At 37.4% G+C, this 19147-nt stretch carries 12 protein-coding genes and 1 pseudogene; 2 read left to right on the forward strand and 11 right to left on the reverse strand.

The features are described 5' to 3' along the window. Positions 1-13: 13 nt before the first annotated feature. The 3 genes from AC07M3_RS10950 to AC07M3_RS10960 all read right to left on the reverse strand — a co-directional run bounded on the left by AC07M3_RS10950 (position 14) and on the right by AC07M3_RS10960 (position 2630). Entirely contained in the window at positions 14-934 is a 921-nt protein-coding gene (locus tag AC07M3_RS10950; protein ID WP_209733913.1) for a LysR family transcriptional regulator, read from the reverse strand. A 301-nt stretch (positions 935-1235) separates the two neighbouring features. Beyond that, the gene (locus AC07M3_RS10955; protein ID WP_494567295.1) at positions 1236-2033 is read right to left on the reverse strand and encodes a DUF4198 domain-containing protein; all 798 of its coding nucleotides are present in this window, start codon (positions 2031-2033) and stop codon (positions 1236-1238) included. A gap of 168 nt (positions 2034-2201) precedes the next feature. Continuing rightward, positions 2202-2630: a hypothetical protein gene (locus tag AC07M3_RS10960; RefSeq protein ID WP_307009040.1), complete on the reverse strand. Its 429-nt coding sequence runs from the start codon at positions 2628-2630 to the stop codon at positions 2202-2204. 228 nt (positions 2631-2858) lie between these two features. On the opposite strand from AC07M3_RS10960, the gene AC07M3_RS10965 reads away from it, so the two are divergent. Next, the gene (locus tag AC07M3_RS10965) at positions 2859-4058 is read left to right on the forward strand and encodes an MFS transporter (protein ID WP_348948020.1); all 1200 of its coding nucleotides are present in this window, start codon (positions 2859-2861) and stop codon (positions 4056-4058) included. A 26-nt stretch (positions 4059-4084) separates the two neighbouring features. On the opposite strand, the gene AC07M3_RS10970 is transcribed toward AC07M3_RS10965, so the two are convergent. Then, positions 4085-5068: an ion transporter gene (locus AC07M3_RS10970; RefSeq protein WP_494567296.1), complete on the reverse strand. Its 984-nt coding sequence runs from the start codon at positions 5066-5068 to the stop codon at positions 4085-4087. A gap of 122 nt (positions 5069-5190) precedes the next feature. Then, positions 5191-5625, reverse strand: a complete 435-nt coding sequence (locus tag AC07M3_RS10975) for a hypothetical protein (RefSeq protein WP_127492364.1) — start codon at positions 5623-5625, stop codon at positions 5191-5193. Positions 5626-6294: 669 nt separating this feature from the next. Here AC07M3_RS10975 and AC07M3_RS10980 point away from each other — a divergent pair. After that, the gene (locus AC07M3_RS10980; RefSeq protein WP_494567297.1) at positions 6295-7752 is read left to right on the forward strand and encodes a DASS family sodium-coupled anion symporter; all 1458 of its coding nucleotides are present in this window, start codon (positions 6295-6297) and stop codon (positions 7750-7752) included. 125 nt (positions 7753-7877) lie between these two features. Here AC07M3_RS10980 and AC07M3_RS10985 read toward each other — a convergent pair whose 3' ends face one another. The 6 genes and pseudogenes from AC07M3_RS10985 to AC07M3_RS11010 all read right to left on the reverse strand — a co-directional run. After that, positions 7878-8459, reverse strand: coding sequence for a hypothetical protein (locus tag AC07M3_RS10985; RefSeq protein WP_494567298.1), 582 nt, complete (start codon positions 8457-8459; stop codon positions 7878-7880). A gap of 113 nt (positions 8460-8572) precedes the next feature. Continuing rightward, a complete protein-coding gene (locus tag AC07M3_RS10990; protein WP_004643279.1) occupies positions 8573-11212 on the reverse strand; it encodes a bifunctional aconitate hydratase 2/2-methylisocitrate dehydratase in 2640 nt (879 codons plus the stop codon). Positions 11213-11463: 251 nt separating this feature from the next. Continuing rightward, positions 11464-11826 carry a hypothetical protein gene (locus AC07M3_RS10995; protein ID WP_133746889.1) on the reverse strand — a complete coding sequence of 121 codons (363 nt, stop codon included), beginning with the start codon at positions 11824-11826 and terminating at the stop codon, positions 11464-11466. Between the two features lie 133 nt (positions 11827-11959). Further along, complete coding sequence (locus tag AC07M3_RS11000; protein WP_307009027.1) at positions 11960-13195, reverse strand: lactonase family protein; 1236 nt, start codon at positions 13193-13195, stop codon at positions 11960-11962. Positions 13196-13521: 326 nt separating this feature from the next. After that, on the reverse strand, positions 13522-18027 hold the full coding sequence (locus tag AC07M3_RS11005) for a translocation/assembly module TamB domain-containing protein (RefSeq protein ID WP_494567299.1): 4506 nt from the start codon (positions 18025-18027) through the stop codon (positions 13522-13524). 26 nt (positions 18028-18053) lie between these two features. Beyond that, positions 18054-19115: pseudogene (locus AC07M3_RS11010) on the reverse strand (autotransporter assembly complex protein TamA); the annotation flags it as partial. Positions 19116-19147 lie beyond the last annotated feature (32 nt).

Raw genomic sequence — 19147 nt, forward strand, 5'->3', positions numbered from 1 at the left:
TAAATGAATTGTTCTAGCCAGAATAATACGAAGTTCGTTTTAAAGAGAACTTTTCTAACTGCTTTAAGAACCCTTCAAAATAACTTTTTTCTTTTTCTTCAGTTCGATAGCCCGCATATAACGTCCGTCGTAAGCCGTTGGGTGAAACGCAATCTAAACGGCGACTCGTAACCCATCCCTTTTGTTCATATTCATTCACTACCCAATCAGGCAATGCCGCAATGCCCCGCCCACTCGCAACAAGCTGAATAAGCATTTGGGTTAAATCTGTTGTTCGTATTTGTTTAGGCTGAATATTCGCCGGAATGAAAAGTTTCGACATGATATCTAAACGATGCTTATCAACTGGATAAGTAATTAAAACTTCTTCTGCTAACTCTTGAACTGTAATATTTTCAGCACGAACCAATGGATGCGTGTTGGATAGAACCAAACGCGATTCATATTCAAAAATAGGGAAATACTCAATTCCTTTTAATGCAATTGGATCGGCTGTAATAAGCAAATCAAATTCAGCATTTTGTAAAAGCTCATGTGGATTAGCTTCAAATCCAGAAGCAAAGTCTAAATCAACATCTGGGTATTGATGTCGATATTGATTCAACAACGGCATTAACCAGTCAAAGCAACTATGACATTCAGATGAAAAGATAATTCTGCCTGTCTGCCCATGCACAATACGAGTAATATCACTATGTGTAATCTGTATTTGCGGTAAAACATCATCGGCTAACTTGAGTAAGCGTTGCCCAACATTAGAAAAGCTAACAGGCCGGCTACGTCGATTCACCACCTCTACCCCATACCAATGATCTAATTCTTTTAATTGGTGAGAAATAGCCGAGGGCGTTAAACAAAGATCATTCGCAGCTGAAACTAATGAACCATGTTCACGTAAAGCAACTAAGGTTTTAAGGTGGCGTATTTCTAACATGGGCCCAAGCCTAAAAAAGAGATTTATCTATGAATGTCTTAATCTCATCTTTGCCTTTCAACAAATAGGATAACTGTAGATAAATCTTCACTAATGAATATTATTCATTTTACCATGGAATTAATTAATTTGTCTCAACATGAATTATTTTTCATAATTATTCTATTAGATGAATTTTTTTAATTTAAAGGTGAAGGTACAACTGTGTAGCTTACAATTACTGTTTAATTGAAATCGAAAAGAATTTTATAAAAACAAAAAATAGACCCATTCTAGGTCTATTTCTTATAAAAAGTAATAATTACTGCGCCCACACATTTAAGCTAACAATCGTATAACTTTGATTTTTAGGTTTTTCCTTTAAATTTAGTGGAGCTGTTACTTCTACTAAATACTCTCCAGCCTTTGGAAATTTAAGCTCAACCTGACCGTTGCTATCTGCTTTAAACTGCTGCACTTGTTTATCAGTCGTGCCTTTTTCTCTTAAATTAATTTCAGCATTCGCGAGACTCGTTCCTTTCTCACTTATGGTTAATTTAACAGGTTGAGCAACCTTAATTGCGTTGGGATGTACAGAGAAGTTAACTTTAATCGGTGTGTTTGGAAGTTGAATATCTGAAACTTTTCCTTTAGAAAGATAACTTTGTAATACCCACTCTCTCGTTACTTCCTCTGTTTTAATATTTTTCGCTTTAATATCAGCTGGAATTAAATATTCACGTTCTGCTTTCGGTGGAGCCTTATCAGCTGGCATATCAAAAAATAAATGCCATGTTTTTTGATCATATACATATTTTAAAGGATAACTTGCTTGTGTCTGAATGATATAAGTTCCCTCTTCCGGCAAATCTACATCAAAAACCGTGGCCGATTTATGCAAAGCTTCAGCAGTAATCGTCTTAAGCTCATTTTTAGGAGTAATTACAGTAAGTTTGGCATCCTTTAAAGCATACTCACTATTTAATGCTTCTTCGGCATAACCTGCAATTACGGGTACTTGAGTTTGTTCTGTTTTATAAGCTAAAGGCGCTACATAGGGCTCATGAGCAAAGCCTGTGGTACATATAAATGCAAGAGGCACAATTAAAAATTTATTCATTCTTACAAAATCCTGTTGTACACAAAGTTAAAAAAAATTTAGACAGAAGATAAGCAGCTACAGTATACATAAATAAAAATCATTATTATTATCATTTAATATTTAAGCTTAAAATTCTCGAATCTTTTATTCAAAAAGAAAGAGGCCCATAGGCCTCTTTCATCTACATTATTGCTCTTTTACTTTTGGAAATGCCTGATTAAAATCAATAAGCTTATAACTTTTTACTAAATCATCTGGTCCGTAAGATACTTCATAAGATGTTTCTTTACCGTTAAAATATGCTTCTGTCGGCGTCCCAAATACCTCCCAAAGACCGATTGAAGCAACATCTGCTACACCATGACCAAAAGCTCTGCCGACTTTCACCCACTTTGAATAACCTTGCTGAAAAGTATAGATTTCAACCCGTGTTCCATCACGGTATTCTGAAAGTACAGGTGCTCCAAACTCGGCAATCACATAGTTACGAGAACTACCTGGATTTAGAACATTTACATTTTTTTTACTTGGTTGATTACCCGCCATAAATACTGAGCAACCAGACATATATAAAATAACCACACCCATAAGGCAGGTAATAAATAATTTTCTCACGACTTAAAATCTCTATTTTTAGATATTTATACAACTTGTTGTAATGCTTAAAGTATTACGCGCCAATCATATATAATTTTCAAAAGTTTTTCGATGAATTATTTCCCATGAAAAAATTTAAATTTACTTCATTTGAATATGTAATCATTTTCTCAATATTTTAGTTTTTTATTATTTTGATCTCTTTTCCCTTATACTTCTCTTTTTTGAGTCTCTTCTTAACCTATTATGGCGTCCCCGCAATCCCCTCTATCTACACATCAACACTATTCACTCTTTTTAGCAATTTTCTCACTCGCTGTAGGTGGTTTTTGTATTGGAACCACTGAATTCGTCGCAATGGGACTGATTCAGGAAATTGCCAATAACTTAAAAATTACAGTACCAGAAGCTGGACACTTTATTAGTGCTTATGCATTAGGTGTGGTTATTGGTGCTCCCATCATTGCTATTCTTGGTGCCAAAGTTCCTAGAAAAACTTTATTACTCGGCTTAATGCTTTTTTATGGTATCGCAAATGCCTGTACCGCTTTAGCCCATACACCTGAAACTGTTTTAATCTCACGTTTTATTGCAGGTTTACCACACGGTGCATATTTTGGTGTTGGTGCATTAGTTGCAGCTGAACTAGCAGGTCCTTCACGAAGAGCATCTGCTGTTGCCCAAATGATGATGGGTCTTACAGTTGCAACTGTGATTGGTGTACCTTTGGCAACTTGGTTAGGTCAAAATTTTGGTTGGAGAGCAGGCTTTGAATTTTCAGCGACTATCGCTTTCTTCACCTTAATTGCTGTTGGCTTCTTTGTACCCAATATTCCAGTCCAAGCAAAAGCAAGCATAAAAACAGAATTAGCTGGACTTAAAAATATCAACATGTGGTTAACACTAGCGGTAGGTGCAATCGGTTTTGGAGGCATGTTTTCTGTTTACAGCTATGTCTCCCCCATTTTGACTGAATATACACAAGTGAATATCCAAATCGTCCCTATCGCTTTGGCTATTTGGGGTATTGGTATGGTTATTGGTGGCTTAGCCGCAGGATGGCTTGCAGATAAAAATCTAAACAAAACGATTGTAGGCGTACTCATTAGCTCAGCGATCGCTTTTGTTGTGGCTAGTTTCTTAATGAGTAATATCTATACTGCCATTGCCTCTTTATTCTTGATCGGTCTTACCGTAATGGGGTTAGGTGGAGCATTACAGACTCGCCTAATGGATGTCGCGGGCGATGCCCAAACATTAGCAGCTTCACTCAACCACTCTGCCTTTAATATGGCCAATGCATTAGGTGCATTTCTAGGTGGATGGGTACTCAGTCACCAAATGGGTTGGATCGCGCCAATCTGGGTCGGTTTTGTCTTAAGCCTCGGTGGTCTTATCATTTTACTTATTGCCTTTGCAGTAGAAAAAGCACGTAAGAAAATTTAATCAAAGAAGAGGCTAACTTATTATTTCTAGTCAGTTAGCTTACCGCCACAGTGAGGACAATAACATTTTGTCTCTCTAACCGACTCTTCTTCCTCTAATACTTTTTCACGCATAATTTGAATAATCAGGTTATGCGCTTGTTCTTTTGGCAATCCCACTTTTTGACGTATCCGCTCTATTTCAATTTCGTCATGTAAAATATCAATCCCTCGTACCTGAAGTAACTCACGAAACTCTTGCTCTAGTCTTTGATTCCTTTGATTGAGCTCATTTGCCAGACCAGATGCTAAAATACCAGCTGGTAACGCTGCAATACCAACACCTAAAATGGTAATGAGTGCACCTAATAACTTTCCTAAACTGGTCACTGGGGTGACATCGCCATAACCTACTGTGGTTAAAGTAACAACGGCCCACCACATAGATTTAGGTATTGAACTAAAAGCTTCTGGCTGAGCTTTATTTTCAACCACATAAATGCCAGAAGCAGTCATAATAATCATAATAATTAAAATAAAGATAACTGCCTGAAAAGAGCCCTTCTCACGCTTAATCACACATAACAATATCTGTAGTGAGATAAAATACCGCGTTAATTTTAATAAACGAAGTAAACGTAATATTCTGAGCATACGAAGATCGATTCGTACGAAGAAATTGAGATAAGCAGGTAAGATTGCCATCAAATCAATAATTGCTTCCCCACTTTTCATCCAGTTCAAGCGGATTTTCCATGCAGATTGTGTCGTATCTCGATCTGCAACACTCCATAGTCTTAATAGATATTCAATACTAAAAATTGCAATTGAAATAACTTCAAAATAGTCGAACCAAACATGATAGCTTGTGTACAAATCATTTACTGTTTCTAATAAAACGGCAGCGACGTTGCCAACAATTAAAACAACTAAAAAATAATTAATACATCTACTTACGGCAGTTTCATAGTCATGATTATGAAGATTATTATAGAAAAACTTACGCAATACCTTCCAAGCTGAATTTTGCATATTGATCTGACCACTTGATATTAAAGATATAGTAAGCTCTCGCCCTCTATTGACCAATATAGTCTTTAATAAATTTTACTTCACTCACTTGAGCATTTAAAATTTTCTACTTTTTTCTCAGGTCAAGTCATCGCTACACATCGGAATTCATTTTCTTCCCACCACTGCACATCATAGATGCCTGGGTGTGATTTCAAAATAAGATTAATATAGTTTTGCAGCAACATAATGTGATGAGTAATATCAAGCTTTCTAAATAAAAACTTTCTTAAAATAGGTGTATTTGGAGAAATAAAAATTGCGAATCCATTACTATATTCTTCATAGACACTGATTCCAAGATACATGGTTATTTCTGGCAAAGGAATTTCAATTTGCCATCCCCAGTTTTCACTATATAGCTCTATATTTAAATGATATCTATTTTTCAAAATACTAAAAATATATTGTGCAATATCTTCAGTTTTTTGAACTAAAACACCTCCTTCATCAGAGTATGTTTTTTGATCATATCGTTGATAATCATCAAATTTAAATTCAACAATTGTCTTTAGCATTCTTAAATTCCCTATATAAAATACCCATATTTTTTTTAATTATTTTTAAGTTCGTTTAATTATTTTAAAACAAAAAACCAGTTAATTTCTAGTACTATATTTAATTTTATATATATCAAATTAAAAAATGTCATATTTATTATTTTTAAATATAAATATGAAACAATTCACACTTTTAATAAAAACAATAATTCATAAAGTCTATTTTTTACCCAAAATTATATATAAGTTATTTTATTAAATAGTTTTTTCACTCTTTATATCTTAATCTAGATATATAAATTATTTTTTGATCTTTAAAATTTTCTAAAAATTAGTATTAGAATATATTAATTTAATTAGATATCTTTATAGCTTTTTCTAAAACTAACAATACTAGGTACTATTTATTAGGCTGATATCTATACAGAGAATTTATAATTTTGGAATCAATTTCAGAGCCAAAACTTCAGAAAAACTTAATAATACCAAATAAACCAAAGAAATTCTTAACACAAAAATTTCATCCCTTTTATTAAGATGAAAATTAGTACTTCCCACTCGTTATTTTTAAGTTTTTTGAATTTTTGTATCATTTAATCGATAATAGAACTTTAATACTTATTTCTTTAGCGATTCACTCATAAAGAACTTTATTTTTTTAAACATATGAAAACAAGGGGAAATTACATGGGATTTAAAGCCCTCCCTACACTTATTTCTTTATTTATTACATTGTTAATCTGGTTTGTGATTCCTGTACCCGCAGGTGTTGATCCTGATGCATGGCATTTATTAGCGATGTTTGTAGGTGTGATTGCCGCAATCATCGGTAAAGCTATGCCAATTGGTGCAATTGCGATTATTGCTATCACCTTAGTCGCTGTGACAGGTGTTACCAATGACAGCCCAAGTGGAGCCATTCAAGATGCCCTTAGTAGCTTTGCTAATCCCCTAATCTGGTTGATTGGTATTTCCATCATGATCTCTAAAGGTTTGCAAAAAACTGGATTAGGTGCACGGTTAGGCTATTTATTTATCGCAGTTTGGGGCAAAAAAACCATTGGTATCGGCTATAGCATGGTGCTTTCCGAACTCATTCTCGCCCCTGTAACACCCAGCAATACGGCACGTGGTGGTGGAATTATTCACCCAATTGTACTGGCAATTTCCACTAGTTATGATTCTGATCCTGCCAAAGGCACCGAAGGTCGGATGGGAAAATACTTATCCTTGGTTAACTACCAAGCCAACCCGATTACCTCTGCAATGTTCATTACAGCAACTGCCCCTAACCCCTTAGTAGTTGATTTAGTGGCAAAGGCTACCCACAGTGAAATTTCTTTAAGTTGGAGCACGTGGGCACTGGCGATGTTACTACCTGGATTAATTGCTTTAATCATCATGCCTTTGATTATGTATTTGATGTATCCACCCGAAGTCAAAGAAACACCTAATGCTGCTCAGTTTGCTAAAACTAAATTAAAAGAAATGGGGTCAGTCAGTAAAAATGAAATCATCATGCTTGGTGTATTCGGTATTTTATTGATGCTATGGGCGGGTATTCCTGCCATGATTTTTGGCTCTGCTTGGGCTGTTGACCCAACTACGACTGCCTTTATTGGTTTAGGATTATTACTACTTACAGGTGTTTTAACTTGGGATGATATTCTGACGCAAAAGAATGCGTGGGATACTATTACTTGGTTTGCAGCACTAGTCATGATGGCGACTTATTTAAATAAACTGGGTTTGATCACGTGGTTCTCGGGTGTTTTAGAAACTAGTATTGGTCATTTAGGTCTAAGCTGGATGCCTGCTTGTTTATTGTTAATGCTGGCTTATTTGTATGCACATTATATGTTTGCTAGCACCACGGCACATATTACCGCAATGTTTGCAGCCTTTTATACGGCGGGACTTGCACTCGGTGCACCGCCAATGTTGTTTGCCTTAATGATGGCAGCGGCTTCAAGTATTATGATGACATTGACCCATTATGCGACTGGCACTTCCCCTGTAGTGTTCGGTTCGGGTTACACCACTCTGGGTGAATGGTGGAAAGCTGGCTTTGTCATGAGCGTGGTTAATATCATTATTTTTGTGGTGATTGGCGGACTTTGGTGGAAAGTGTTGGGTTATTGGTGATTTTATAAATATGGAGGAACATTCTTATGCTAATAGGAATGTTCCTCTAAATTTAAATGCGAATGTATAAATAATATTACCATCAGTATAAATATCTCTTAATCTTAAAAATCTTTTGCCTAATTTTAATTTAAATAAGAATTCTCTCTATCAATCAAGGCATTCCACTCTTCATGATTATAAAGTTTAAGATTGGTCAATTGGGTACCTACTAGTAAAAAGTGATCATCCCATGTAAGCACCTCTCTACAATCCATTGGCTTTATTTCTGAAAATTTTGGCAAAACATTCATATCAAAAAGCATTATTCCAACTTCAAGCAAGTGCTTCACCTCTTTAGGGTTTTCAGGAATAGAATGAAACATAGGAATACTTTCTATTATTTTGCTGGCAATTTGATGCGGTTCAGAATAAAAATCATCCAAATACCATTTCTGATCAGAACTTCTCCATATATATGCTTCAAAACTATTCTGCTTAATTAATAAGGTTTCAGTAATGGCATTCGGATCTTGATACCAAAGAATAAACTCTAGATCCTTTGTTGGAATCATTGAAAACGTTGGTGATTTTAGATAAGGATAATCTTTTAATATTGTGGAGAATAATTGCTGAATTGAGCTTTCTAACTCTTCAATTTTTTGTTTTTTATTCAAAATATTTTCTAATTCAAGAATATTGTCTTCTATATTTAAAATGCTTTTCATTATAAAAATAAGGGCTGATTAATCAGCCCTTATTCTAGCTTTTTGCTCAAGCAAATCATAGATTTGCTCTTGCACTAGGGAAAAGCCTACCGGCTTTTCTTGATCCTAGCTCATTAAGTCAATTGAGCAGCAGAGATTTTCTTAGTATCAACTTGATCAGCTTCTTTAGTATATTCGCTCATCTTGTCGAAGTTTAAGTATTTGTAGATCTCAGCAGAAGCGCTGTCGATTTGCGACGCGTACTGTTGATATTCTTCTGGGCTTGGTAATTTACCAAGAACTGCAGCTACAGATGCAAGCTCAGCAGAGGCTAAGTAAACGTTTGCACCTTGACCTAAACGGTTAGGGAAGTTACGAGTAGAAGTAGATACACATGTTGTGTTCGGTGCTACACGTGCTTGGTTACCCATACAAAGTGAACAACCTGGCATCTCTGTACGCGCACCTGCACGACCATAGATGTTATACAAGCCTTCTTCCATCAATTGGTGCTCGTCCATACGTGTTGGTGGAGCCAACCATAAACGAGTAGACAGTGAGCCACTAGGTACTTTATCAAGTAACTGACCAGCTGCACGGAAGTGACCGATGTTAGTCATACAAGAACCGATGAATACTTCATCAATTTTGTCGCCTTGAACGTCAGAAAGAAGTTTCGCGTCATCTGGATCGTTCGGGCAGCAAAGAATTGGTTCTTTGATGTCAGCAAGATCGATTTCGTAAACTTTTAAGTATTCTGCATCAGCATCAGCTTTTAACAGGCTTGGGTTGTCTAACCACTTCTGCATGTTTTCAGCACGGCGCGCCATTGTACGAGCATCGCCATAACCTTCTGCAATCATCCACTTCAACATGGTGATGTTAGAACGTAAGTATTCAGCAACTTTCTCTTCTGAAAGTGTGATTGAACAGCCAGCAGCAGAACGTTCAGCAGATGCATCAGAAAGTTCGAATGCTTGCTCAACAGTCAAGTCATTTTCCATTTCTGATAAATCGATCTCAAGGATACGACCAGAGAAGATGTTTTTCTTACCTTTCTTCTCTACAGTTAAGTCGCCCGCTTGAATCGCGTAGTAAGGAATCGCATGTACAAGGTCACGTAAAGTGATACCAGGTTGCATTTTACCTTTGAACTTAACAAGTACAGACTCAGGCATATCAAGTGGCATAACGCCAGTTGCAGCTGCGAACGCAACAAGACCAGAACCCGCAGGGAAAGAGATACCGATTGGGAAACGAGTATGTGAGTCACCACCAGTACCAACTGTATCTGGAAGTAACATACGGTTTAACCAAGAATGGATAATACCGTCACCTGGACGTAAAGATACACCGCCACGGTTCATGATGAAGTCAGGTAATGTATGGTGAGTTGTTACGTCAACTGGTTTTGGATATGCAGCAGTGTGACAGAAAGACTGCATTACTAAGTCAGCTGAGAAGCCCAAGCAAGCTAAGTCTTTTAACTCGTCACGAGTCATTGGACCAGTTGTATCTTGAGAACCAACAGTCGTCATCTTAGGTTCACAGTAAGTACCCGGACGAATACCTTGACCTTCAGCTAAACCACATGCACGGCCAACCATCTTCTGAGCTTGCGTGAAGCCTTTACCAGTGTCAGCAGGTTGTACAGGTGTACGGAACAATGTAGAAGGTGCAAGACCTAATTCTTCACGTGCTTTAGTTGTCAAACCACGACCAATGATCAAGTTAATACGACCACCAGCACGTACTTCGTCTAAAAGTACTGGAGTTTTAAGTTCTGCTTCTGAAATTTGTACGCCATCTTTAAAAGCAGTAACTTTTGCAGCAGCGTGGTCAATTTTCAATACTACTTCGTCGCCCATGTTCATGTTAGCAACGTCGATTTCTACAGGTAATGCACCTGCGTCTTCCATTGTATTAAAGAAAATTGGAGCGATTTTAGAACCTAAGCACACACCACCATCTTTTTTGTTTGGAATGTGTGGAAGTTCGTCACCGAAGAACCAAAGTACAGAGTTAGTTGCAGATTTACGTGAAGAACCCGTACCAACAACGTCACCAACATAAGCAACTTGGTTGCCTTTCGCGATGAGTTCTTTGATTTGGTTTAATGGACCAACTTCACCTGGTTTTTCAGGATTGATACCATCACGCTCGTTTTTCAACATTGCATTTGCGTGTAATGGGATATCTGGACGGCTCCAAGCATCTTGTGCTGGAGACAAGTCATCAGTATTTGTCTCACCAGTTACTTTGAATACAGTGATTTTAATTTCTTCTGGAACGTCAGGACGGCTTGTGAACCATTCTGCGTCTGCCCAAGATTGTAAAACAGCTTTAGCATTGGCATTACCCGCTTTTGCTTTATCTGCTACGTCATGGAATGCATCAAATACAAGAAGCGTTTTCTTTAACGCTTCAGCAGCTAGGCTTGCAAGTTCAGCATTGTCAAGAAGCTCAACAAGTGGTGCTACGTTATAACCACCAAGCATGGTGCCAAGTAAGTAAACTGCACGTTCTTTAGAAACGAGTGGTGAAGTTGCTTCGCCTTTTGCAATTGCTGCCAAGAACGCTGCCTTTACGTAAGCTGCTTGGTCAACACCTGCAGGAACACGGTTTTCAAGCAAATCAACCAAGAACGCTTCTTCGCCTGCTGGTGGATTTTTTAATAGTTCAACAAGCTGAGCTGTTTGAGCATCATCAAGTGGCTTCGGTGGGACTCCGAGTGCGGCACGTTCTTCAACGTGTTGGCGGTAAGCTTCTAGCACGGTGTTCATTCCTCTTTTTTTGAAAAATTACTTGCAAATTCCTGCTTTCTTAAAAAGCTTCACAAGTAATATGGACTATAAAAGTTTACTAGAGTTCAAGGTAAAAGTTAATGAAAACGGGGTGTTTCTCCGTGATGCCCATTATTTTGTATCTAAATACCCATGTATAAATAATAAGCATATTAGCCAAATCTGGGCTATTTTTAAGCAAAAAAACCTCAGATGAGAGAAAATTCAATAACCGTACTCAATTAGAACGATTTATATTTTGGCATTTTGTCATGAGGCGTTGCCAAACATTCGTCCATTGCTTGCTTTCTAACTTTTTCTTGGAGTGCTTGAGAATCTTTAGTCAGTTCTTCTTTTGGAATTGCATAAACTTTTTCAATAACATTAAGAATAAATTTTTTCGTAATTTCATCTTCAATTTTATTTGCATGCTCAACTGCTTGAGCTTTTTCAATTGCTTGCTGACGATCAAAAACAATACTTCTCGCTGCATTTCCTACGCTAGTACAAAAGCCATGCCACTGCTCTTCAGGTGTTAAAGGTTTCTTTTCTGAACAACCGACAAAGAACAAACTCATTGCAATCAATAAAATCTTTTTCATCATTTCACTACACTAATTATTGCTGTTGATATCATACGGAAAATCATCATTTTTGCAAAAATTGCCATAAAAAAACCGAGATAAAAACCTCGATCTTTTTATACAAACATTAGAAATGCCAGTTTCATGAGTCTGGTTAATTAAAAAATTTGATATCAGTCGGTGTTGATATTTTTGCTGCATCGCCAACTGGTTTTAAAGTGCCATTTTTTGCATCAAAGCGGAATAAACTAATGTTATTACTAAAAACGTTTGTCACATATAGGTATTTACCAGACGCATCGAATGAGAAAGCCCTTGGTTCAATACCATTCGCTTTATAAACTGTTGGTTTACCTAGCAATCCATTTTGTTGAATTTTAAATACCAAAAGTTTGTTGTCTGCACCACGATTAGCAGCAATCACATATTTGCCATTTGGGCTGAGGATAATTCCACTCGCACTCTTAAATTCAGGTGTTTTGTCCTCATGAATTAGTTTTAGCTCAGCTACTTTTTTCAAATGACCATCTTGCACGTTAAATGTCACAATTTCACTTCGCATTTCTGCAGTAATGTACGCATGTTTGCCATTTGGTGAAAAGACCATATGGCGCGGGCCAGAACCATGCGTAAAGGTCACATCTCGACTACTATCCGCTTCGAGTGGTTGAGGCTTATTCGGGTTATAACGAAAGGTATAGACTTTGTCATTTCCAAGATCGCTCGCATATAGATATTTACCATCAGGGCTGAAAGTTGTCGAATGTGCATGACCACTCTCCTGACGCCCTTTAACATGACCAGAACCTTCCGCGAAAACAATATTTTGTAATTTTTCACCCAAATGGCCGTTTGGCAAAATTGGCAAAACAGCCACCCCACCACGACCTTTATCGAATGCCGAATAGTTCGACACAAACAGGAATTTACCATCTAAACTGATTGATGCGTGTGTTGGATGCCCACCATGGCTATTCACTGTGTTCAACACTTCTACCTTACCATTTTGAACTGATAATGCAGTCACCGCTCCTTCATTTTCTTCATTAGTGGTATAGGCAAAACGACCATCTTTCGATTTTACAATCCAAGAAGGACTTTTCATTTTCAACACATTAATAGGAGTTAAAGTTCCATTGCTATTCACTTGAAGCTGGTACAAACCTTCACTGGCTTGTTTTGGTTTTTGCACAAGCGGTGCATCAGGGATAGATGTCCATGTCCCCACTAAAGCGATTTGTTGCTGTGCAGCATTTACAGTGGAGCACCATCCAAATGACAAAAGCGTCAACGACAATGTTGCTGTTAACTTGTGAATTAGCCCACGATATTTAATATTTGTATCGTTGTCCTTGCCATGTTTGATTTCAACATAAGTATCTATTTTCACTGTTATTTCCTTGAGAAATTCACCTTATTTGTACTTATCAACAAGGTATTATCAATCTAATTTCATTTAATGTTTCTGAAAACTAATTTATAAAACAACAATTTTCAAGTGAATTTTCTTTAATTAGAGTCTGTTCAAGGTGTGATTCCTTTTAAGAAAATCGATGGTTTATATGACAAATATTCAACTTTTTTAAATGTTATGAAGGTGTTATTAAATTAAAAGCCCACCGAAGGTGAGCTCTTAATTTAGTTATTACTGATTGAAATCAATTACAGTATTACAGAGATACTTAACGTACTTTTCTAATACTTAATTTCCATCTACTAGAAACGCCAGTTGTAGAATAAATCGATCGCTCTTTCTAAAGATTGACTCGCTTCTAAATATAACCGGCGGTTCATTTGATAACGTAATGTAAGCTTATTGACTGGTGTAAATACTCCGACACCATAACGAATAAATAGATCCGGTGTGATATAGCCAGTTAAACTCACCTGAGTATCATCACCTGTACCTTGAGCATCTAAAGCTAATCCACTTAGACCGAAAGTACGTCCAATCTGGTTAGTTAAAGCACGTGTACCGCCCAAGCCCATACTGATACCAGCAGCAGCAATGGTGTTATTTACATCAGACTTAAAACCTTCCGCATTACTTAAACCACTTGAACCTTCATTAATACGTCCCGTGACGAGCGCATTTAATGCTTCTTGCTCAGATAGTCCTGCATCATTATAAACCTGAATATTTGGCGATGTCGCAGTACCTGTGACACGTACCCCAACCATACTACCCTGAACATTTTTGTTTGCATCTATATCTAATGTTGGGTTTGCCAATGGACCATTAAAACGGGCAATCGCTCGATTCAAATCTAGACTTTGTCCATAAGCTTCAATTTTCACTTTTTGACTGACACCAATTGCCCCGTTAGCTCTCATCGCAGTCTCGTAACCACGTTGACTTAAGTTTAGACGACCAACTAACGGAATATTACTGTTAAAGCCTTGGAATATTACTTGCTTTCCAATATTAACAGTAATATCAGCTCGGATATCCCAAGGTTTAGCAGCACGTAAAATTGCAAGCGGGTCTTGGCCTTGTCGAACTATGCGGACATCTGATGAAGTATTAATGACTGGAGCAGTTGTTTCTGGCATTGAAATTCGCGCACGAGGAACATCCACCGATCCTTTTAAGCTTAAACGCTTATCGAAAGGATACATATCAAGTGTAAGGTTTGGATTGGCAATTGCAGTAATTAATGGCGCCTGACGTACAAGTAAATTATCACCTTTGAGGTTTAATTGAAGACGCGGTGCATCTTTCCATTCAAAACTACCTTTTAAAAGCCCTACACCTTGACCACTGTTAAACGCGCCATCAATTGTTGCCATATTCTGACGAATTGATGAGTAAACCTGAACATTAGTTAAATTAACTGGCAGCGAAATCATACTGATTGCACCATTTTTCAGACGCATTTCACCAGTAAACTGTGGCTGAGTTAATGTACCGTTGACTTTACCAGCCAAGGCTAAAGTTCCACTTAGTGTGCGGACATCTTGAATAAATGGTTTCAAGACTTTTAATTGAACATCATTAAAAGCAACCTCACCATACATTGGCATTGATGGCTGGAATGGATTGATAATAACATTCGCATATCCTGTACCAATATCAGGTGTTTTAACATCAACACGGAACAATAGACCTTCTGATACACTTTTTGCAATAACACTTAGCTCATCATAAGCCATAGTAGTTGCAGGGTCTTGAGGATCTTCAGCAGCTAAACCAATTTCACCTTTACGTGTAATTAAACGTGCGTCAAGTTTTGGATTGCCTCCATTTACCCACGATGCCTTGGCATAACCATTTAATTGTCCAGTCATCGCTAAGCCTTCTGGCATAAATGCCGCGAAGTCACTTAAATCCATGTTCTGAGTTACAAACGAAATATTACCGCGTGCTTTACTTACCCGTACCGGCTGGTCAAAGCAGAGCTGGCTATTCGCACTTTGCCAGCAGTGTTGACCTACATATAACTCAGACCGTGCCGAAGAAAAAATCACTGGAGCATTTTGATTTTGTGCCAGACGAATTCGTCTTGAATCAAAACTTCCTTTTTGAATTTGACCTAACCAATCATTATTTTGGTTAAACCCACCTGCCAACTGAACATAGAACTTGGAAATACTATTATTGCCGAGTACTTTCAATAGATGCGCTTTTCTTGTTCCAGTTAAATTCAATTCGGCAGACTGAATTTGTCTATTTCCACTACGCAAATTATCTAATTTTGCGGTTAATTGAGTTGGTGTTGTTTCCGATGTTGGAAGCTCCCCTTGAATACTCAACCTCTTCACACTTACTAAAGTATTAAATGCAAAGTTATCTACAGCGATATTTGCTGTTGCTTTTAAACGTGGCTGCGATTGTACATTTAGGTCGCCATAAGCTCGACCACGCAACCCCGGATATAACTCGTAGAGTGCAGGTGCATTGAGCTTGATTTTCAGATTTTGTGCATTACCTGTCGCCTGTAGCTGATTCTGCCCATACACTAAAAATAAATTATTGGCTTCAAACTGCTGAGGAAAAAAGCCCTTTTGATTAGAGTCCATCAATAAAGATAAATTACCCTTACCTCGAACAGGTTTATTATTTATAAAGCCAGCAAGGTTCAATTGCTGAATATTAATTCGTTTCAAATGGTCTGACCAAACTCCTTGAGTTTTCAGATTTCCTGAAATTTCACCTTTTACAGTTGAGGTAAAATATTGGGGTTTAAAGCGTACCAGTGAACTATTAATATCCCATGCAATGCCATCTTTTAAATTTACAGAACCTGTTGCATAGATTTTTCCAGCGACGCCATCGTGCTGTAACTGGTTAATTCGAATAAAATCTGGTGTACCGGCTATAGAAAACTTCAATAAACCATTTGCCTGTTTTAAGGCTTTTAAAGATCCATCATAATTAACTGCAAAACCTTTAAAGCCACCACCAGCTTTCACATCATTGAATAATAATGCTGCTGTACTTTTACCACCTAAACTTACAGTTTCTTGACCTGCTTGAGCCAATCGACCAGTTAAATCAATTTTTTCAAATTGAATGATTTGCTGGTTTGGTTTAGCAAAACCATTTGCTTTAATCGAACCATTTAAAAGATTAACAGGCGCTGCTGCATGGATACTTTGTGGATTAAAATCTTTTGCATTTAACAATGCGTTCCAAACCAACTGACGTTTTTCGGTAGGAAGCAACACTTTAGCCTGACCAGTTAAACTACCTTTTTCAGCAGTAAAACTAAAATTGGGAACATTTAAAACATTATCTTTAATATTCAGATCGGCTAGATATTGCCCTGCTGGCAATAAAGTTTTTTCATGCTGATATACTTTTGTAGCAACTTTAATGTCTTGCTGACCATCACGTAATGTTAAATCAACCTGACCACTGTCACTGCTTAACCATCCAATATAAGGCATCGCACGGTCTATTTTCGTCCAAGCCACATTCATGAGCATCGGTTGAGGTTTATTATTTTTTTCTGGGGCTTGATTAAACTTAAGCTTCCAAGACTCGTAACGGTCAAAATCAACATTAGCAAATACTTCAGTACCTTTTTCCAAAGAGCCGGTTGAAGCAACAGCAGCATCTAAACTTGGCGGTAAAAAGTCTTGAACAACCTGAGGAATTGCTTTGTCTTTAGGGTTAATATGGTCTAAACGGCCTTTGATATCCCAAGTAACATGATCTTTCCAGTTCACCAAACCTTTAAGGTTAACAACCCCTTTCATGACTTGGCCATTAAAATCGGTAATATTAAGTTGATGAACTAAGTCAGTATTCATTAAAGCGTTGTATTGACCTTCAGGTAAATTCTCACCCTTTAAATCTGTATCAACTGCTAAATTAAGTTGTTTAATATTGCCTTGAAACTTGATCACACCATTTTTTGCAAATAATTTTTGTTCAATCAATAAAGGTAAATAATAATTTTTGAGTAATAACTCACCTTGCATTGGAACTTCATCACGAACAGGATGCAATACCACCCAACCCGTTAACAAATCGGGGGTTGTTGTTGCAACACCAGCTTTTAAAGTATCTAAAGTTCCGCGAGCTGCGACTTTAATATCTTGAATATTTAAACTTTTTAAAGATGGGATTCTTAAATCTGCTGTTGCATCTAATGGATATTTACCACTGAAATCCATTTTTCCTGTGGCGTTGTGGACTGAGAGATAGCCCATATCCATACTGGATTTTTCAAATTCCAGTTTTGTCTCAGACCAAAGTGCATCTTGCAAATGAACATCATGAAAACTTACATCTGAGGTTGCTAGCTTAATTTCTAAATGATCAACATCGGCTTCATCAACACGTAGAACAAATGGCAACTTAATGGGCTTAAATTCAAACGCCTTACCAGAAGGCGGAGTTTTATTAATAATACGTAAGTTACGCACATCCGCATGGCTCAAATGCACTTCTTTTTCTAATAATAAAGAGCGCCAGCCTAAGCCTACGTCAGCTCTATCTAATGAAACATCAACGTCCTTTAATTGCACCAAAACATTCTTAAGAATAATTCCGCGCAGTAAGTTCCCGCCCTCGTATTCATATTTAATTATTTTCTGAGCGTCTAAAACCCGATCTAATAAAAAACGACTTCCGCGATCTGTTGACATCATGATCACTAACGAAGACGCTAATAATAAAAATATGATCAATATCGTCAGCAAGAAGCTACGCAAAATGCGTCGCTTCTTAGGTGAGCCAGGTGCCGAAGTGGGCTGCTGTTCTACTTCCGCCATAAAATAAACCTAATAAAATTTTATTTTTAAAGTTGTGGGCCTATAAAGAAATGTAAACGAATCGGATGGTTTTCATCTGAAATACCCGAAGCGACATCTAAACGGATTGGCCCAATTGGAGACTTCCAACGAATTCCAACCCCAACGCTATAAGCTGCTGGATTACTAAAGTCTTTATCATAGGCATTACCAAAGTCAGAGAAAACAGCGGCTCGCCAACCGTCCTTAAACTGATAGTTATATTCTAAAGAACCGACAGCCAAAGCTTGTCCCCCAATTTTATATCCATCTACTTCTGGGGAAAGACTCTTATAGTCAAAGCCACGAATGGTTTGGTCACCACCTGTAAAGAATCTAAGATTGTATGGAACTTTGTCAAAATCATCGGTAAAAATGTAGCTTAAGTCAGATCTTCCAACAAATTGATGATCATCATTTTCGCCAAGAGAGTAAATAAATCTCCAACCCGCACTTGCAATTGCCATATTGGCATCGGACAGTAAACTCTCGCTACCTAATTCTACTTTATAGGTTTGTTTAAAAGCCTTAGTTGGGTTCAAACGTGTATTACTAGAAGTTTTAGAAGTTTCATAACTAAATAATAATGCTTCTTGCTCTGATGCGGCAGTTTTAAAAGCATCTGGTAATTCAGAAATATCAACATTACCTTGTTGGGTTAAACGGTCTAAACGATAGCGGACACCAAAAGTATGTTGCCAGTTCCCTAACGGACGTTTAATGATACGCTCTCCACCAACAACAGCAGATTCAGTAAGCAAACTTACATCTGGACCAATATCATCACGGGTTTCACGCTCATATCCGCCCACAATGTTAAAGTAATCATTTAATGGGTGTTTATAGGGAATACTATATCGACCATCAATAGATTGACGAATTTCAGAAACTTCTAAGTTGGCATCAAAAGAATGACCATATTTATTGACAATAGAACGGCGATACTGACTACGTAAACGTGCGCCTGTATCGGTGCCGTAACCAACACCTGTTTCTAAACTATTTAGCTTATCTGCATTTAAAGTCACAATGACTGGAATTCTTTTAGTTTCACGTGCTTGTGCTTGCAAGCGGTCCTGTTCAGTTTCTTGTTCTTCCTGCT

Source organism: Acinetobacter sp. GW821-FHT09D10 (assembly GCF_059416285.1).